Genomic DNA, 18,799 nt, shown 5'->3' with positions numbered 1-18,799 from the left:
TAAATCATTATCAGTTAAGTCGATAGCCACTCATTTTGAGTGGCTATTTTTTATGAATAACCTGTTTTTGCAGGGGGTTTTTCTAGCCAATCAATCCATGAACTAAAATAATACCGATACAAATTGGACCAATATAACGCCATACCAATAATAAGCTTTGACGTTTTAATCCAGTGATATTTTCAGGAATAAAGGCATTCGCTCTACGAGACCAACCAAAGATCAAACACATTGCAATACCAAACAATGGCATCAAAATATTAGAAGTCAGGTAATCTAATAAATCGAAGACGGTTTTGCCCCCCAGTGTCACATCACTCATAGGTCCGAAAGATAATGACACTGGAATACCCATCAACATAATAGAGGCTGTAACCACTAATCCGGCACGACGACGAGTCCATTGAAAACGCATTTGTACGTAAGCGACGATATGCTCAAGTAATGAAATTGCAGAGGTTAACGCTGCCATTAATAATAAGACAAAGAAAGTCACTGCTAAAATATTACCACCGGGCAAGTTGGCAAAATAAACTGGCATTGTCATAAAGGTTAAACCGGGGCCAGCATTAGGCTCTAAGCCTGCGGCAGATAATGCAGGGAAAATCATTAATCCAGCAAGTACACACACCATACAAGACAAAATAACGACCCACATACTGGAGTTAGCGATACCTTTATTATCCGCTAAATAAGCACTGTAAGTGATGTGAATACCTAAACCGATAGACAGTGAAAAGAAGGCTAACCCTAATGCATCTAATACGCCTTGAGGTGTTAACTTACTGAAATCAGGGTATAAAAATAATTTTAAACCTTCCGAAGAACCGGGTAAGCTGATGCCGACAATAATCAATAAAATCATAATGATAAATAACATAGGCATCATGATTTTGACGGCTTTTTCTAATCCACGTTGTACACCTGCTAAAACGACAAAACAGGTTAATCCAGCAAAGGCAAGGTGAGCCAAAATAGGCCATAAAGGATCACTAATAAAGCGGGTAAAAATACCTGTTAATTCAGCGCTATCGGTAATATTCAACTGACCTGTTGCCGCCATTACGGTATAGCCAATTGTCCAACCGCCGACAACACTATAGAAGCTATAAATACACCATGAACTGAATACACCAATAACGCCAATGATGACCCAATTACGTCCCATCATTTTTTTAAATGCGTTAACGGCTTCAGCGTGTGTGCTACTACCCAAAATATTCTCAGCGAGCAATACAGCAAGTCCGATCACAAAACTAAATAATAAGAAGACAATTAAAAATGCACCGCCACCATTATTGGCTGCGACATAAGAAAACTTCCAGATTGCGCCAATACCGATTGCAGAGCCTGCGGCTGCTAAGATATGGCCGACTCGTGATGTCCATTGCTGGCTCATTTTGCCTCCTGTGTTATCGAATGAGTAATAGAGGCAATTGTCATACGGTGGCTTATTGGTAAGACGTTGTAACTCATCATCCTAATGGTGAAACTAAACATTATAGAAACTCCCCTAAAAGACAGTTCCACCAGTAGGAGCACAACAAAAAGCCACCTTACTGGTGGCTTTTGCAAAAAAATGAACGTGCTCGGCCACCTAACGAAGGAGTAGTAGGTTTAGGCCTAAGAGTCGGTTATTGGTGTTCATATTCATCTTTTTGCTCTTTATTGATAGAAATTTGGTTTGTTGCAGTGATTGATTGATTTTCACTGCTAAGAATCAACCCTTTTGTTATATCACAAAAACAGATTAAAGAAAGCATTATTTTACCTCTTTTGGGATGTGCTCAGTCATTGCGTTCTTTTTGATGAGTGGGGGGTGTGAAAAGAGAATATAATAATAATAGAGTCTAATTTTTTATTCTTAAAGGAGTCTATTTCTCAAGTAATAATAGAATATATATAAGTTGATAATGGAGGTTATATAAAAGACATTCTTATTTTTTTAGGTTTATTTTGAGTTTAATTTTTTATTTTTTTTATAAACAAACTATTCTTTTTTTGACTATCAATTAAAGTTAAATTGTTATCATTTGTAAAAAAATATTATCTTTATAGGAGATGGTTGAAATTTGTTTATTATATTTAATATTGCCGTAAGTCATATGTGTGGATTTTCTATTTTTCTTTAAGTTTATTTAATAGGCGCTTTCTTATGTTAATTTTTTATTTTTAATCAATATTTATTTTTGAGGGTGTAGTGTGTTTTTTTATTTTCATTCGAAAAATAAATAATTCAACCTTTTGATACTAAAGTGATTTTAAGAAACTATTCTTTTTTAGATTATTATTTATAAAACAATCGTTTGATTTTTATATTCTGCAATTAAATGATTTCATTGTAAATAAAAAAGTACAAACAAATGATTTAATAATGATTTAAAGTGTGTTTTATAGGGTTATTCTTATTGCTTTTTTGTTTTTCGCTGTTGTTGTTGGTTGTGCATGGTTGTTTTTCTCATAAGGGTAAAATAGAGTTTTTATCTTAATAATTTTGTTTTGTCGTTATTTTGTATTTTTAATCAATGTTATTTTTATTACGTTTTATTGCATTTCCATTTTTGAGTGCTATTACTTATTGATGTATGGTTATTAACTCATTGTTATTTTTCTCGCGCTAATCGAAAAAAGAATATATAGAAGGGCGGTTTGAATCTTTTTTAAAGGAGTGTGTTTAAGCTGTATATTAAATTGATATTTAATATACAACTATCACAGATGTACTTTCAGGTAATACGCTTTCTGCTATATATGATTAGCTATCTTAAAAAACTAAGTATGGTTATAGAAAATGATTGCATATAAAAAATGTCTTCCCGCGTTACTTGTTTTAGCCTCTTCGACTGTATTTGCTGATGGTACCGTTAATCAATCAGGAACGATTAACTTCCAAGGTGAGATTTATACAGCAACATGTACGATTACAATTAACGATATCAACATTGAAGCAAATCCAAACCCTGTTGTCGAAATGGGACGTCATCCGACTTCTGCTTTTATTGGTCAAGATACTGAAGTGGGGGCATCTAAAAGCTCACATGATGGCAAGGTAACTATTCTTGCTAAAGAGTGTCCGCCAACAATGAATTTGATACTGACACTCAACGGCACAACTGAAAATGGTACAGATAATAAAGTATTAAAGCTGACATCTGATTCTGTGGCCACAAATGTAGGTGTTGTGCTTTATAAACATACAGCCGATGCAGGATTATTAGATAATGCTATTCCAATAAATGGGAAGCCTATAAATTCTAAAGACTATGTTAATGATGGTATTCATATGGATGAAGGAAAAACAAAAAGCATTAGCTTCTATCCTTATTACAGAAAACTGGATAACACAAAAGTCGTTACGGCTGGCAGTGCGGATGCCAATCTAAACTACACCTTAGAATATAAGTAATTATTTTTATGATAAGTGCCTTAATTAAAAACTAAGGCATTTTTGAGGCTATATGAAAAATATTATCTATGCACTGTTCTTTTTTTCTGTTTCGTCTTATGCCGGTTTTGGCTTAGAAACAACGAGAGTTGTTTATCATGGAAATGAGGCTAAAACGTCATTTGTTGCCTTCAATGATTCAGAAGCATCGTCGGGTGAAAATTTTCTTATACAATCGTGGGTGAGTGACCTAACGGGAAAAGAGTCTGATCATTTTATTATGACTCCACCTATCTTTAAACTTAGTGCTTCTGAAAAAAATGCGATAAATATTACTAAAGTAGCTAATCTCCCAGAAGATAAGGAATCCATGTATTGGATAAATGTAAGATTTATTTCACCTGAGAAAAAAGAGGGTGATTCAAATCCCATTAACTATTCATTTACAAATAAGATTAAATTAATTTATAGACCTGATGTTCTGTTAAATGAATCAATCGATAAGCAGTTTAAACTGATCTCGGTGAAAAAAAATCAAGATGGGTTTGAAATTGTTAATCCGACGCCTTTTTATATCAATATAAATCGTGTTGTTTTCAATGGTAATGATATTGAAAATAAAGGCTATATTTTACCGAATTCATCATTAGCATTAAATAAAGTAAAAGAAAATGGCTCTGTTTCGGTATTTTTCTTGAATGATCTTGGTGCAGAAATTGAATATTCATATAAACTATAATTAATAAAAAAATGAAAAATAAACTCTTATTAATTGCTTGTATTTCTATGACATTTGGTGTGCAAGCTGATGATAATTATCCTCTTGGTTTGTTATATAAGGGTGATAGTTCAAATAATAACTATAATGAAGATATTTCATTATTTGTTAATAATGAATTTTTACCTGGGGTATATAATGTCATGCTAATTATTAATGGGCAAAAGATTAAGAGAATAGATAAAGAGTTTATTATTTTGCCTGATAATAAAGGAAATAAAGTATTAACACCTTGTTTTTCAGCAGATGAATTGACTTCGTTTGGAATTGAAGGCGTTAAATTTACGTATATCAATGATTGTGTTGATTTAAGTAAGATAGAATATCTTTCTCACAAAGTTAAAATCGGTGACAACAATCTGTTTATCACCGTGCCCCAATCCGTTTTTAATGAGAATAGAAAACGTGAACTGGAAAAAAGCTTATGGGATGATGGTATTGCTGCTATTTTTACCAACTACACAGCATCAGGTTATGGCTCTGGTGGTGACAGTTTTTCTCATAATTCTAATTATATTAATCTTCAATCAGGTGTGAATCTAGGGGCATGGCGCTACCGTAATTACTCGACATGGCAAAATAATCAAAATGGCAATAAATGGAAAAATATTTCCAGCTATGTCTTTAGAAGTATCAGGTCAATCAATAGCCTTTTATCTGTGGGTGATATTTATACCTCATCATGGCACTTTGATTCGGTCAAAATCTCTGGCGCGAAGCTCGAAACAGACACCATGATGCTACCCTCGGAAGCGAACAGATACACCCCTAATGTCACAGGGATAGCAAGCACAGAATCCACAATTACGATTGTACAGAATGGCCATGTTATTTATCAAAAAGTCGTTCCTCCTGGGACTTTTGATATTACGGATTACTCTCCGACTAATGGCGGTGGTAATTTGTATGTCACGGTAGAGTCTATGAGTGGTGAGAAAAATAGCTTTGTGGTGCCTTTCTCATCAATGCAAAATTTGAAACCTAAAGGACAAGTAGTATACAGCCTGTCAACGGGTAAATATGATAAAAGAAATACGATTGTTAGTCAGGTAGATGTGGCAGCCGGTATTACCCGTTTTATTACCCTTCTGGGGGGTGTTCAGGTATCTAGCCAATATAATGCCTTATCAACCGGCTTTGGGGCCAACTTAGGGCAGCTTGGTGCTTTTGATATTAGCTTGATTTCAGCTAAAAATGATTTGGATAATAAAACAGGCATGGCATTGAAGGCCAATTTATCAAAATCATCCATAGAGACAGGCACAAATTTCAGCCTGATGATAAACCATATATTAAATAATGGTTTCTCTACCTTTAGCGAAGCAATGGATGATGATACTCGTTATGGTAATCGGGTAAAAGATAATATCACACTGACACTATCCCAACAGATATTTGAACATAGCCAAGTTGGGATCGGTTCATCTTTGACAAAAAATCAAAATGGCACAAGAACAAACTCATTTAATGCTTCTTTTTCCAGTAATATAAAGAACCTTTCATATAGTCTTTATATTAATAAATATATTAAGAACAACGGTGCTAATGATCCTTGGTCTGTTGGTCTTAATTTATCAATTCCATTTAGTGTCAATAATAAGCTTTATTGGGCTAACTCAAGTTCGTCATATAACAATAGAACTTTTGCGATTTCGAATAGTGCAAGTGGCTCTTTTGGTGAGAATAATCAAGCACAAGTCTCAGTCAATCAAAGTTCTTATGATGATGGGCGAGATTATAGTTACGGAATATCTGCAAACTATGGAAGCCCTTATGGCAGTATTGGTGCGGGTTATTCTGAATCTAAAAATAATAAATCTATTAATTACAATGCCTCTGGTGCGATAACATTAACACAATATGGTGCATCAATAGGAAACACCTTATCTGATACCAATTCAATTGTTTTAATAGATGGTGTTTCTGGTGTTGAAAATAACAGCGCAACGATGAGAACCAATGGATTTGGTGTCGGGGTGCAACCGGGACTTTCGGCTTATCGAGAAAACTTTGTTTATTTAAATACAAAAAGCATCCCAGATACTATTGATATTAACGAAAGTGTATCTGGTCGAGTTATCCCCACAAGAGGTGCGATTGTTTTATCTGAATTCAATACTAAAAAAGGGAATAAATTATATATCACGATGTTATCTGATAAAACGATCCCTATGGGAGCAATTGCAAAAAACAGTTCAGGTGAAATTTTCTTAACATCCATTGGCAATAAGTTATACCTGACAACGGAAGATGAGTCCGGTGAGATTAATGTATCGTGGAAAGAGGGCGATGTATTAAATGGATGTAAGATTAATTACGATATTAATAATGTGCCTAAAAAAGGCGGCATTGCAATATTAAGTGAAAGGTGCAATTAGTCATGAGAGTATTAATAAGCATAATATTACTTTGTTTTTCGGGATTATCTTTTGCTGAGTGTAAACCAGCAAATGGTAGTCGTATTGTATCAGTTTCTAAAGAGTTTCATACGAGTAGAGCCGCAGGAATAAAAAAAGACGGGCTTGTTTATCAGTATATTATTTCTTCGAAAGCTAATTTATTAGAATGTACAGCAGGATCTAAAATTTATTTAAGTGTGCATAATGATGAGAAATTTGCACCATCTGGTCTTCAAGGGGAATATGGGCGAATTGACGGTAAAATAGCGTACAATTTTACCTCTAACTATGCTTTTACTGTTGATGATGTGGAAACGGGGCAAGAGGTACCTAAATACCCTAGTTATAGAGAAATTACTGTTGATCACGATGGGCTTTATACTCCCCCTTCAATTAAGGTAAGTGTTTATGCCACTAATGACGGTGAAAGTATATCGTCCAGTAGTGTAATTCCGTACACTTATGTTTCATATTTACAAAATGAACAGCAAAAGAGTAGTAAACCCACCCCTTCTAACAACAACGCTATTGTAACGTATATGACAAACGGCTTAATTTCTGCACCTCCTACTACTTGTCGGATCCAAAATGGTAAAAATATATTACAGCTTAATTTGCCTAGGGTAGCGCACTCGTCTTTTCCTGAAAAAGGCTTTACGCAAGACAGTAATGGTGTTGCGGAGGACTATTTTGATATTCAATGTAGTGGTAGTGCAACTGGACTTGTCTACATAACAACTCAGTATGAACATTATGAAAATGTGACCCTTAACTCTAAGGCAGCAAGTGTATTTAAATCACAGAATGAAGGCCAAGATGGTAATGCTAAAGGTGTAGGCATCATTATTTCCGCAGAATCAGATTTCTCAACAGGGTTTGTTGCTAATAACGCAGATCCTCTAATAAGTGCGGGTAAAGAGAAAAAAGTAACCCTTTATGCAAAATATTATCGCTATGCTGATGACTATACCCCTGGAAAAATATCAGGTTCAATTAATTTCGACCTTGAAGTGAGATAAAGAAAAATAGAACAATAGTCTATTAAGTTTAATATTGATTAAAAAGAGAAATGGAGGCCATTAAGCCTCCATTTTTTCTCACATCTATTTTATTTATAAAAACAAAAGCAGTGTATTATTTTTGATTTAATTTGTTTTCTGCTTCTTTTTTCTCTTCTTCTAAAATCTCACGATACCAACGTGGGTGATGCTTTTTCGCCCAACCACGCGTTACCCAACCTTCAATCATGCTACGAATTGAACCTTTTACCCAAAATGCGGCATAAGCATGAACAATCACGGTGATGATCAATAAGATGGCTGACAGTGAGTGAGCCAGTAAGGCAATGCGGATTACCGGAATAGAGAAATAATCGGCAAAATAAGGACGCCAAATAATTATCCCACTAATGGTCAGAACAATCAGGCTGAGACTTAATGTCCAATAAATTCCTTTTTGACCTAAGTTGTAATGCCCAATATCGCCTGCTTCTTCATTTTGCAGCACTTTATGGATATTTTTTGCCCACACTAAATCATCTTTATCAACAGAGTTATATTTGAAGTATCTAAAAAACATAAAGATAAAGAAAAATACCATCGCAACACCCGTAAATGGATGCAGTAAACGCGACAGTTGTGGTGTGCCTAAAATATTCATAAACCAATTTAGAGATGGGAAGAAAAAGCCCAGCCCGCTAAAGGTGGTAAAGACAAAGAAAATCGCCACAACCCAGTGATTGATTCGCTCTGAGGCCGTATGACGAAGGATTTTATCGCTCTTCTTCTTCATTATTTCTGCTCCTCTTTATTCACTGAATTTTGTGATGCTTCCATCTCTTTTTGCGCCTCTTCTTCATCTTCTTCGGTGGTATGGTTAGGGCCAATACCTAAATAATGGAACATGGCACCTGCAAAGGTGGCAGCAAAACCTACTGCGGCTAATGGCTTCCAAATACCTTTCCAGAATTTCACTGTTGAGCTAATTTCTGGGTTTTCTGGTAAACCATGATACAAGTTAGGTCTATCCGCATGATGAAGAACATACATCACATGAGTTCCGCCAACGCCTTGTGGATCGTATAAACCGGCTTTGTCATAACCGCGTGTATTGAGTTCAGCGACGCGCTCATTGGCAAGATGCGTCATTGCTTCTTTAGAGCCAAAATGAATGGCACCGGTAGGACAGGTTTTTACACAGGCAGGCTCTTGGCCTACTTCAACGCGATCAACACACAATGTGCATTTATAAGCGCGGTTATCTTCTTCATTAATACGAGGGACATCGAAAGGGCAGCCAGCAATACAGTAGCCACAACCAATGCAGTGTTCAGATTGGAAATCGACAATACCGTTAGCGTATTGCACAATAGCGCCTTCCGATGGGCATGCTTTTAAACAGCCCGGATCAGCACAGTGCATACAGCCATCTTTGCGAATTAACCATTCCAGCTTGCCATTTTCTTCTACTTCAGAAAAACGCATCACTGTCCAAGATTTGGCGGTTAAATCCATGGGATTATCGTAAACCCCGACGTTAAGACCAACTTTATCGCGAATATCGTTCCATTCAGAACACGCCACCTGACAGGCTTTACAGCCAATACAGGTTGTTACGTCGATAAGTTTTGCCACTTCTTCTTTAAAGTCACGTACCTGTGGTGCTGGCGTGAGGGAATTGGTCGCCGAACGACGAATAATATCTTGAGATTGTAATGACATCAGTTTCCCCTTATGCCTTTTCGATATTAACTAAAAACGCTTTATATTCAGGTGTGAATGAGTTTGCATCACCCACTGATGGCGTTAATGTGTTGGCAAGGAAACCTTTGCGAGTCGCACCCTCAAAGCCCCAGTGACAAGGAATACCGATAGTATCAACCACTTTGCCATTAATCGTCAGTGGTCTAATACGCTTAGTGACCACGGCTTTGGCTTTGATATAGCCACGTTTAGCGCTGACTTTAACTTCATCACCTGCCACAATGCCTTTGCGTGAAGCAAGCTGCTCACCAATCTCAATAAATTGATCAGGCTGTGCAATGGCATTGATCAGAGAGTGTTTAGTCCAATGGCGGAATAATTCAGTAATTGAATAGGTTGTTGCCACATAAGGGAATTCATTCGCTTTACCTAAATGTTCGGCATCGTAGCTGTATAACCGTGCAACAGGGTTACGAGAGACGTTCGGGTGCAGAATATTCTCTTCTGTTGGTGATTCAAATGGTTCATAGAATTCGGGGAATGGACCATCAGCCATTTTATCAACGGCAAACAAGCGTCCCATACCTTCCGGCTGCATAATAAAAGGACCTACACCGCTATTAGGGGCTGCGTTGCTATAGTCTGGCACATCAGGGCCAACCCATTGATTACCATTCCATTTGATCAATTGGCGTTTTTCATCCCATGGTTGACCTTGTGGGTCAACAGATGCACGGTTATATAACACTCGGCGGTTTTGAGGCCATGCAAACGCCCAACCCGGCGTACAACCTAAACCTGATGGATCGGCGTTATCACGGTTGGCCATTTGGTTGCCTTTTTCAGTCCAGCAACCGGAATAAACCCAACAGAAACTGGCTGTTGAACCGTCGGATTTCAGTTGATGGAAACCATCAAGCTGTTGTCCTTTTTTAAACAACAATTTGCCTGTTTCATCAAAGATATCTTGCATTGCTTGACCATTTGCCTCTTTTGCGACTTCTTCAGGCTGAGGATCGTAAGGGTCAACGTAGTTCCAAGACAGATTCATGACAGGTTCAGGACAAACACCGCCTTCTTCGCGATAAAGCTCGCGTAGACGCATCAACAGATGCCCTAAAATTTTACCATCGTGCCATGCTTGTGCTGGTGGTTTAGCGCCAGCCCAGTGCCATTGTAGCCAGCGGCCTGAGTTTGCAATTGAGCCATTTTCTTCTGCAAAACAAGAAGATGGTAAACGGAAGATTTCAGTTTGAATATCTGCAGGTGTGACATCATTCATTTCGCCGTGATTTTGCCAGAAGTTAGACGATTCTGTGACTAACGGATCGATAACCACCATATATTTCAATTTGGCTAAGGCAGCACTGCATTTATTTTTATCTGCAAAGGCGGCTAATGGGTTAAAACCTTGAACGATATAGCCATTCATTTTGCCATCGATCATCAATTGGGTTTGCGCCATGATGTCGTAGCTTTTATCCCATTTCGGTAACCAATGATAGCCCCACTCATTTTGAGCCGTGGCGTGCTCACCCCAGAAGCTTTTTAGCAAACTAATAAAGAAATCAGGGGTTCTTTTCCAGTAGTTAACTTGGTCTGCAACCACTGTTTTGGGTGTCACTTGGGATAAGTAAGTTTCTAATGATGTCTGTTTTTCATTAGGCAGAGGCATATAACCTGGTAGGTTTAATGATAATAAACCCAAATCGCTATAACCTTGGATATTAGAGTGCCCACGTAATGCATTGACACCGCCACCCGGCATACCCACGTTACCTAATAATAACTGGATCATACCTGCTGCACGGATAGTTTGCGCGCCTCCTGTATGGTGTGTCCAACCAAGGGCATACAAAATAGTTGAGGTTCGGTCTTTTACGCTAGTAGACGCAAGGGCTTCACAGATATAGGTGAAATCTTCTAATGGCGTACCACAAAGTGTGGTAACAATTTCAGGGGTATAGCGTGAAACATGTTGTTTTAAAAGATTCCACACACAACGAGGATGTTGTAGTGAATTATCTCTTAATGCCAAACCTTTCTCATCAAGTTCATAGTGCCATGAGGTTTTATCGTAGCTTTGGTTCTCTTTATCAAACCCACTGAAAAGACCTTCCTCAAAGCTAAAATCTTCACGTACAATTAATGAAGCATTGGTATAGGCTTTCACATATTCATGCTGAATTTTATTGTGTTCGATAAGGTAATTAATCACACCTAATAAAAACGCAGTATCAGAGCCTGCACGAATAGGAGAGTAGAGGTCGGCAACGGAAGCACTACGGTTAAAACGAGGATCGACAACGATAACCTTCGCATTGTTCTTAATTTTAGCTTCGATAACCCATTTAAAACCGACTGGATGCGCTTCAGCGGGGTTACCGCCCATGATCAGCACAACGTTAGCGTTTTTAATATCAACCCAGTTATTGGTCATTGCTCCTCGACCGAAGGTTGGCGCTAATGCAGCAACGGTTGGTGCATGGCAAAGTCTCGCCTGACAATCGATAGCAATCATGCCTAATGAACGAGAAAATTTATTATCTAGAATGCCTGTTTCATTACTGGCAGCAGATGAACAAAGCATACCGGTTGTTAGCCAGCGGTTAACTTCTTGCCCTTTTTCATTATGGGTAACAAAGTTTTCATCGCGATCTTTTTTCATTAAGCGTGCGATTTTATCAATCGCTTCATTCCATGAAATACGCTCCCACTTATCAGAGCCGGGTCTACGATATTCAGGATATTTCAGGCGATTTTCACTGTGGATATAATCGACAAGCCCTGCGCCTTTCGGGCATAAAGAGCCACGGCTAACAGGATGATCAGGGTCGCCTTCAATGTGATAAATACTTTTATCGACATTCTTTGCGCCATCCCCAAGGCTATACATCAAAATACCGCAACCCACAGAACAATAAGTGCAGTTATTACGAGTTTCAACGGAACGTAATAATTTATATTGGCGAGCGTTCGCAATAGATACTTCAGGTGCTAAGCCTAGTAATGCAGCAGATGTGCCTGCCATACCGCCAGCACAGATCTTAAAGAACGATCTACGACTGATTTGCATCAGTGTCTCCTTGATAAATTGATAAATAACATCCGTACCGGGCGTTTAAAAAACGTCCAGTAAAGATAAGATTTCATTTTTCAATCATTCAAGACAGACCTGAGTATCGTTTTATGAACTCAATGTGATGAACTACTACTTAAAATGACGTTGGTGATTATAACGAGGAAAAAAAATAAATCCATACTAACAATGCGGATACAAATTATATTAAAAAATAACAAATTAGTTTGATTTTCATCATGTTAAATAACTAATTTTTCAATTAACACACAGGGTAAAAATGAGCATTAAATCGATTAAAAAGGCATTTGAAATAAAACTCCATTTTTACCTTTATCATAAAAATTTTTACTGTAAAAGAAATGACATTATATTCTGCATAAAATCTCAACAATAAATTTTTATGACTATTTTTTATTCAACTGTCAGTTTTTTATCCCTAAATTTAGCTTAAGTAAAGCTGTGAAAATAGAAGGTTAAAAAATAGACATTTTGATCGCCTTCACAATTCAGAAAAGATCGATTTGAAGTTTAACTCCGAAAATAATTATATATTGGAGTGATATTCAAGATACAAGAAAAATACCCTACTTGATGACAATAATAAGAGCTAATAAGTATGAACAGAATAAAGAAAATACCTTACTCCTGTCTTTCTGTAATGCTGGTGTCGGCAATATTCACATCTATTAGTTTTGCAGAAAAACTTCCTGATTTGCCTATGACATTTAAAAGTGGCGCGGGAACAATCAGCGAAAATGTTATTTATGTTGGTTTAGGTACAGCGGGAAAATCATGGTATAAGCTTGATCTCAATAGTTCGATGAAACAATGGGAAAAAATAGCAGATTTTCCCGGAACACAAAGAGACCAAGCTATTGCACTAACACTAGATAACGATATTTATATTATTGGTGGCGCTGGGAAAGAAAATGAAAATAGCGAAACAATGAGTGCGCTTACAGATGTTTATCGCTATTCACCAAAAGAAAATAAATGGGAAAAGATCAATACACGAGCACCTTATGGATTAGTTGGGCACACAGGAATTAATATTAACAATGATCAAGCTATTATTATTGGCGGTGTTAATCAACAAATATTTGACGGTTATTTCATTGATTTAAATCGAACTAAATCAAATGAAACTGAAAATAAAAAAGTCATTAGTGATTATTTTAATAAGCCAGCAGAAGGTTATTTTTTTAATCGAAATATAATGGAATATAATGCTAAAAATAATCAATGGAGATTATTAGGTGTTATGCCATTTAATGGAACAGCAGGTTCTTCACTAGTTTATGATGGCAATAAAATCACTTTAATCAATGGTGAAATAAAGCCAGGATTACGCACTAGTGAAGTACAAACCGCCACATTAAAAAATAATCAGTTACAGTGGAATTCTGTTGTTCAGAAACTACCTGATCCTACACCTAATCAGCGGCAAGATGGTTTAGCGGGTGCATTTGCAGGTTATAGTATGCACACTTTACTTGTTGCTGGTGGGGCTAATTTTCCGGGAGCACAGGCAAACTATGCACAGCAACATTACTTTGCGCATCAAGGGTTAGAAAAGGCATGGCATAAAGAAATTTATGGCTTTATTAATAATCAATGGAAAGTTATTGGTGAATTACCTCTTCCTCTTGGTTATGGCGTTACTGTTTCACATGATAATTCACTTTATTTAATTGGAGGCGAAACAAATAAAGGTGAAGCTGTTAATTCAGTTATTACTTTAACGATGAAAGATAAACAATTAATTATTGAATAATCTCTTCCTACATATAAATTAAAATAATTCATAAAGATCTCCTTGATTAATTCAGGGGATCTCACCTTTGTGGATAAACATTATGCTAAATAAAAAGAAAAAACTTTTATTGTCATGCTGTACTTTATTAATGTCATCTCAATTATATGCGACTACATTAGATTTCCGTCATGAATATGCAGACTCTACTCGAATTAATAAAGATAGAATTGCATTTATTCACTCTTTTTCGAATGGCATTGGTTTTTATATTGATGCTAGCGTTAAATCCGGTGGTGTTGATGGTGAAAAAGATAAGCTATTTAGTGATGTTGTTAATAATGCGATTGAAATGGGATTAAGTTATAACTATAAACTAAATAGCAATATTACATTGCAGCCTGGCCTTATTTTTGAAACCGTAACAGATACTTCTATATATAAACCTTATTTAAAAGCACAATATAACTTTGATAATGGTTTATATATTGCAGGACGTTATCGTTTTGATTATGCCCGTAAAACAAAACAAGGGGTTGATGATGAAAAAACAAATCGTCTTGATGGTTTTATCGGTTATAAATATAACAAATTTAAAGTGGAATATGATTATACTCAAATGTATAGCGACGCCATAAAATATGATAATAAAAAACGTAATTATGAACATAACGTTGCTTTCTCTTATCAAATCAACAGTACTTTCACACCTTATATTGAAGTTGGCAATATGGCGGTAAGCCCTCTTAGTGATGCTCGTCAGACACGTTATCGAGTCGGGTTGCAGTTCCATTTCTAATTTAAGTTAAGTAAAGCAGAATAAAAAAGAGGAAGAGTGGTGGGAACATCACTCTACTTTTTATTTTATCTATTTATCAGTGAGTTGCGAAAGCTTGGCTATTGTTTGATCTTCTTCACAAATTACTGTTTTTCTGATTGAGAAATTAAACTCCGTAAAATACTATAATTTGGAGTTACATTTCAAAAGAAGAGAACAGTGAGTTCAAAATGGCGCTAATTGAAAAGATGACTAAAGATATTCAACAAAAAGGTGGGCTAATTGTCTCTTGCCAACCGGTTGATAATAGCCCAATGGATAAGCCAGAGATTGTTGCTGCAATGGCTCAAGCTGCGGTAAATGCGGGAGCAATCGCAGTGCGTATTGAGGGAATTGATAATTTAAGAGCAACTCGTCCTCTTATTGATGTGCCGATTATTGGCATCGTGAAGCGTGATTTACCTGATAGCTCAGTGAGGATCACGCCATGGCTTAGTGATGTTGATGACTTGGCTAAAGCGGGCGCCGATATTATTGCCTTTGATGGTACTGATCGTGTACGTCCTGTACCCGTGAAAACGTTATTAACTCATATTCATCATTTAGGAAAATTGGCGATGGCAGATTGCGCCACCTTTGATGAAGGTATGTATTGCCAAGAGTTAGGCACTGAATTTATTGGTTCAACGATGTCGGGTTATACCGGTGGTGAAATACCAAAGTTACCTGACTTACAGCTGGTTACGGCATTGGCAGAAAAGGGATGCAGAGTGATTGCCGAAGGACGTTATAACACACCAATGATAGCCGCAAGGGGAATGCAAGCCGGTGCTTGGGCTGTCACGGTAGGCTCTGCAATAACGCGTCTTGAGCATGTCTGTGATTGGTTTACTCAGGCATTAAAGTGGCAGCAGGAGTTAGATAAATGAATACATTAGCCATTGATATTGGAGGAACAAAAATCTCGGCGGCACTAATTAGTCGAGATAACCAACTGACACAACATACTCAGATAGCTACACCTGCAAGTGCATCACCAATGCAACTTTATGAAGCCTTAGTTGCTATTACTACACCGCTAAAACGCTATGCAGATAGCGTTGCTGTTGCATCAACAGGGATTATTTGCAATGGCATTTTGACCGCGTTGAATCCTGATAATTTAGGTGGGCTAAAAGATTTTCCTTTAAAAGAAACACTTTTTGCACTCACCGGATTGCCTTGTTGGCTACTCAACGATGCTCAAGCAGCCACATGGGCTGAATATGATCATCGCCGTGACACTATTTCTGATATGGCATTTATCACCGTATCGACAGGTGTCGGCGGTGGCGTCATTCAACAAGGACAACTTTCTACTGGAAAGCGAGGTATAGCAGGCCATTTAGGTCACACGCTTGCTGATCCTCATGGTCCACTTTGTGGTTGTGGTCGCTATGGTTGTGTTGAAACAATCGCTTCTGGCCGTGCAATTGCGTCGCAAGCGACAGAGGAGCTAGCCGGAAAAGATGCAAAAGCGATTTTTGCTGCCTTTCATCAGGGAAATTCACAAGCAAAATCAATTATTGAACGTTCAGCAAACACCATTGCAAATTTGGTGACCGATATTAAAGCAACAACGGATGCTGATTGTGTCGTTCTTGGGGGAAGTGTTGGGCTAGCAAAGGGATATATCGAACTCGTTCAAGCTGCCCAGATAAAGCAACCAGTTGCATTACAAGTGCCGATATTATCGGCTCACTATCATCATGATGCCGGGCTCTGGGGCGCTGTCCTTTGGGCTAGAGAGCAATAAAAAAACTGTCGTAAAACTTACCTTTTACCCTACATATGGCAGGACTAAAAAATGCAATTACATGATTTTGGTTTTATTAACTATGCAGTGCTGTTTGGTTATTTGGCAGCAATGTTACTCGTGGGTGTTTATTTCTCTAAACGCCAAAAAACAGCGGATGATTATTTTCGTGGAGGAGGTCGAGTGCCTGGTTGGGCGGCTGGGGTTTCTGTCTTTGCGACTACTTTAAGTTCAATTACTTTTATGTCGATCCCAGCAAAAGCCTATACCTCCGACTGGACGTTTATTATCGGGCAATATTTGGCTATTGCTATTTTGCCTTTAGTTTTTTATTTTTACATTCCTTTCTTTAGAAAATTAAAAATCACTTCGGCTTATGAGTATTTAGAAGCCCGTTTTGATGTACGCAGTCGTTTATTTGCCAGCCTTTCATTTATGTTATTCCATATTGGTCGAGTCGCTATTATTACGTATTTAACGGTACTTGCTCTTCGTCCTTTTATGGGTATAGACCCCGTTGTTTTAATCGTACTGATTAGCTTGCTATGTATTATTTATACATGGATGGGCGGAATTGAAGGGGTTATTTGGACTGACGTTATTCAAGGGTTATTACTTTCAGGTGGTGCAGTTCTTATTTTTATTATGATCTGCTTTAAAGTTGATGGCGGAATTAGTGAAATTTTCACTGCAACATCACAAGCCGATAAATTCTTCCCTACGACTCAATTTCGTTGGAGTTGGACTGATAGCACTATTCCTGTTTTGATGATCGGATTTTTATTTGCCAATATTCAACAGTTTACAGCAAGTCAGGATGTTGTACAGCGCTATATTGTGACGGATTCCATTGAAGAAACAAAACGTACACTGATAACAAATGCGAAATTAGTTGCCATTATTCCTATCTTCTTCTTTGCTATTGGATCTGCCTTGTTTGTGTATTACAAACAAAATCCTAATTTCTTACCTGAAGGCTTTAATACGGGGGGAATTTTGCCTCTGTTTATTGTGACTGAAATGCCTGTTGGTATTGCTGGATTAATTATTGCAGCTATTTTTGCTGCGGCTCAATCCAGTATTTCGAGTAGCTTAAACAGTATCTCAAGCTGTTTTAACTCTGATATTTATACTCGCTTAAGTAAATCTGAACGCAGTGCTGAACAAAAGATGAAAGTCGCAAGATTGGTCATTATTGTTGCTGGCGTCTTCAGTAGCTTGGCTGCAATCTGGTTAGTTTTATCTGATGAATCTGAAATTTGGGATGCCTTTAATAGTCTGATTGGTTTAATGGGGGGCCCAATGACCGGATTGTTTATGCTGGGTATTTTTGTTAAACGCGCGAATGCAGGTAGTGCGGTTGTCGGGATCATTGTCAGTATTATTGCTGTATTAGCCGCGCGTTACGGCAGTGATCTTAATTTCTTCTTCTACGGAGTGATTGGCGCAATGTCTGTTGTTATTGCAGGAACAATGACAGCACCGCTTTTCGCATCAGCAAAACAAGTTTCATTAGATGATAGTGAAACATCAGGAAACTAATAGGGAATAATCTATGTTATTTGGACATACCTCAGATCTGACTACGATGCCAGAAATGAATCCTGCGTTGCGTGACGCAATGGAAAAAGCATTAGCACTTGATCCTGCTTCACTTGCACCAGGGAGTTATAAAATTGATGGCGAAACACTGTTTATGAATGTGATGACGTTTGACACTCAGCCTCGTGAACAGAAGCGCGCGGAATTACATCAGCGTTATATTGATATTCAAATATTGCTTAGTGGTGAAGAAATTATTGATTTTGGTATACAGGGTTCAGCGCAAGATGTGACACCTTATAATGAGGCTGACGATTATCAATTAACCGATACAATAATAGGTCAACAGACCTTAACACTTACACCAAGCATGTTTGCTGTTTTTATGCCTTATGAACCTCATAAACCGGGAATTTCGGCTGAAAAGGGGGCAAATACGCTGAAGAAAGTGGTTGTTAAGCTAGATGTCACCGCATTGTCTGACTAACAATGCCTGTTTTTATTAAGCGCTTTATGTCTGACGTATCAGTAGATTGTATTCTGATGATATTGAGGAATAAAGCGTTTTTTATTATCACATTATTG

The 18,799-nt window shown here is 37.4% G+C and carries 14 protein-coding genes; 10 read left to right on the top strand and 4 right to left on the bottom strand.

The annotated features are described in order from the left end of the window. Positions 1 to 82 precede the first annotated feature (82 nt). Entirely contained in the window at positions 83 to 1,399 is a 1,317-nt protein-coding gene (locus tag B6258_RS16080) for a sodium-dependent transporter (protein WP_099076103.1), read from the bottom strand. 1,392 nt (positions 1,400 to 2,791) lie between these two features. On the opposite strand from B6258_RS16080, the gene B6258_RS16075 reads away from it, so the two are divergent. The 4 genes from B6258_RS16075 to B6258_RS16060 are packed head-to-tail and all read left to right on the top strand — an operon-like array spanning position 2,792 to position 7,581. Next, positions 2,792 to 3,406 (top strand): fimbrial protein, encoded by a 615-nt coding sequence (locus B6258_RS16075; protein ID WP_099076102.1) that lies wholly within the window; start codon positions 2,792 to 2,794, stop codon positions 3,404 to 3,406. A 52-nt stretch (positions 3,407 to 3,458) separates the two neighbouring features. Further along, positions 3,459 to 4,124: a fimbrial biogenesis chaperone gene (locus B6258_RS16070; protein WP_099076101.1), complete on the top strand. Its 666-nt coding sequence runs from the start codon at positions 3,459 to 3,461 to the stop codon at positions 4,122 to 4,124. An 11-nt stretch (positions 4,125 to 4,135) separates the two neighbouring features. Further along, positions 4,136 to 6,541, top strand: coding sequence for a fimbria/pilus outer membrane usher protein (locus B6258_RS16065; RefSeq protein ID WP_099076100.1), 2,406 nt, complete (start codon positions 4,136 to 4,138; stop codon positions 6,539 to 6,541). Positions 6,542 to 6,543: 2 nt separating this feature from the next. After that, positions 6,544 to 7,581, top strand: coding sequence for a fimbrial protein (locus B6258_RS16060; protein WP_099076099.1), 1,038 nt, complete (start codon positions 6,544 to 6,546; stop codon positions 7,579 to 7,581). 115 nt (positions 7,582 to 7,696) lie between these two features. Here the strand turns inward: B6258_RS16060 and fdoI are convergent, their stop codons facing one another. The 3 genes from fdoI to fdnG are packed head-to-tail and all read right to left on the bottom strand — an operon-like array spanning position 7,697 to position 12,340. Continuing rightward, positions 7,697 to 8,356, bottom strand: coding sequence for a formate dehydrogenase cytochrome b556 subunit (gene fdoI, locus B6258_RS16055; protein ID WP_099076098.1), 660 nt, complete (start codon positions 8,354 to 8,356; stop codon positions 7,697 to 7,699). After that, complete coding sequence (fdxH, locus tag B6258_RS16050) at positions 8,353 to 9,282, bottom strand: formate dehydrogenase subunit beta (protein WP_099076097.1); 930 nt, start codon at positions 9,280 to 9,282, stop codon at positions 8,353 to 8,355. The genes fdoI and fdxH overlap by 4 nt, the downstream gene beginning before the upstream one ends. 10 nt (positions 9,283 to 9,292) lie before the next feature. Continuing rightward, the gene (gene fdnG / locus B6258_RS16045; protein ID WP_099076096.1) at positions 9,293 to 12,340 is read right to left on the bottom strand and encodes a formate dehydrogenase-N subunit alpha; all 3,048 of its coding nucleotides are present in this window, start codon (positions 12,338 to 12,340) and stop codon (positions 9,293 to 9,295) included. A 622-nt stretch (positions 12,341 to 12,962) separates the two neighbouring features. Between fdnG and B6258_RS16040 the strand changes: the two genes are divergently transcribed. The 6 genes from B6258_RS16040 to nanQ all read left to right on the top strand — a co-directional run bounded on the left by B6258_RS16040 (position 12,963) and on the right by nanQ (position 18,701). Further along, positions 12,963 to 14,120 (top strand): N-acetylneuraminate epimerase, encoded by a 1,158-nt coding sequence (locus B6258_RS16040; protein WP_206073636.1) that lies wholly within the window; start codon positions 12,963 to 12,965, stop codon positions 14,118 to 14,120. A gap of 82 nt (positions 14,121 to 14,202) precedes the next feature. Beyond that, positions 14,203 to 14,898 (top strand): oligogalacturonate-specific porin KdgM family protein, encoded by a 696-nt coding sequence (locus B6258_RS16035; RefSeq protein WP_099076094.1) that lies wholly within the window; start codon positions 14,203 to 14,205, stop codon positions 14,896 to 14,898. A gap of 209 nt (positions 14,899 to 15,107) precedes the next feature. Continuing rightward, positions 15,108 to 15,806: an N-acetylmannosamine-6-phosphate 2-epimerase gene (locus B6258_RS16030; RefSeq protein ID WP_099076093.1), complete on the top strand. Its 699-nt coding sequence runs from the start codon at positions 15,108 to 15,110 to the stop codon at positions 15,804 to 15,806. Continuing rightward, positions 15,803 to 16,672, top strand: a complete 870-nt coding sequence (gene nanK, locus B6258_RS16025; protein ID WP_099076092.1) for an N-acetylmannosamine kinase — start codon at positions 15,803 to 15,805, stop codon at positions 16,670 to 16,672. The genes B6258_RS16030 and nanK overlap by 4 nt, the downstream gene beginning before the upstream one ends. A 51-nt stretch (positions 16,673 to 16,723) precedes the next feature. Then, entirely contained in the window at positions 16,724 to 18,214 is a 1,491-nt protein-coding gene (locus B6258_RS16020; protein ID WP_099076091.1) for a sodium:solute symporter family protein, read from the top strand. Positions 18,215 to 18,227: 13 nt separating this feature from the next. Beyond that, positions 18,228 to 18,701, top strand: a complete 474-nt coding sequence (gene nanQ / locus B6258_RS16015; protein WP_099076090.1) for an N-acetylneuraminate anomerase — start codon at positions 18,228 to 18,230, stop codon at positions 18,699 to 18,701. The last annotated feature ends 98 nt before the right edge of the window (positions 18,702 to 18,799 follow it).

The sequence above is a fragment of the Proteus alimentorum genome (assembly GCF_002607735.1).
In the GTDB taxonomy this organism is placed as follows: Bacteria; Pseudomonadota; Gammaproteobacteria; order Enterobacterales; family Enterobacteriaceae; genus Proteus; species Proteus alimentorum.
The sequence above is the reverse complement of the archived record's forward strand: the minus strand, read 5'-3'. Positions and strand labels throughout refer to the sequence as shown.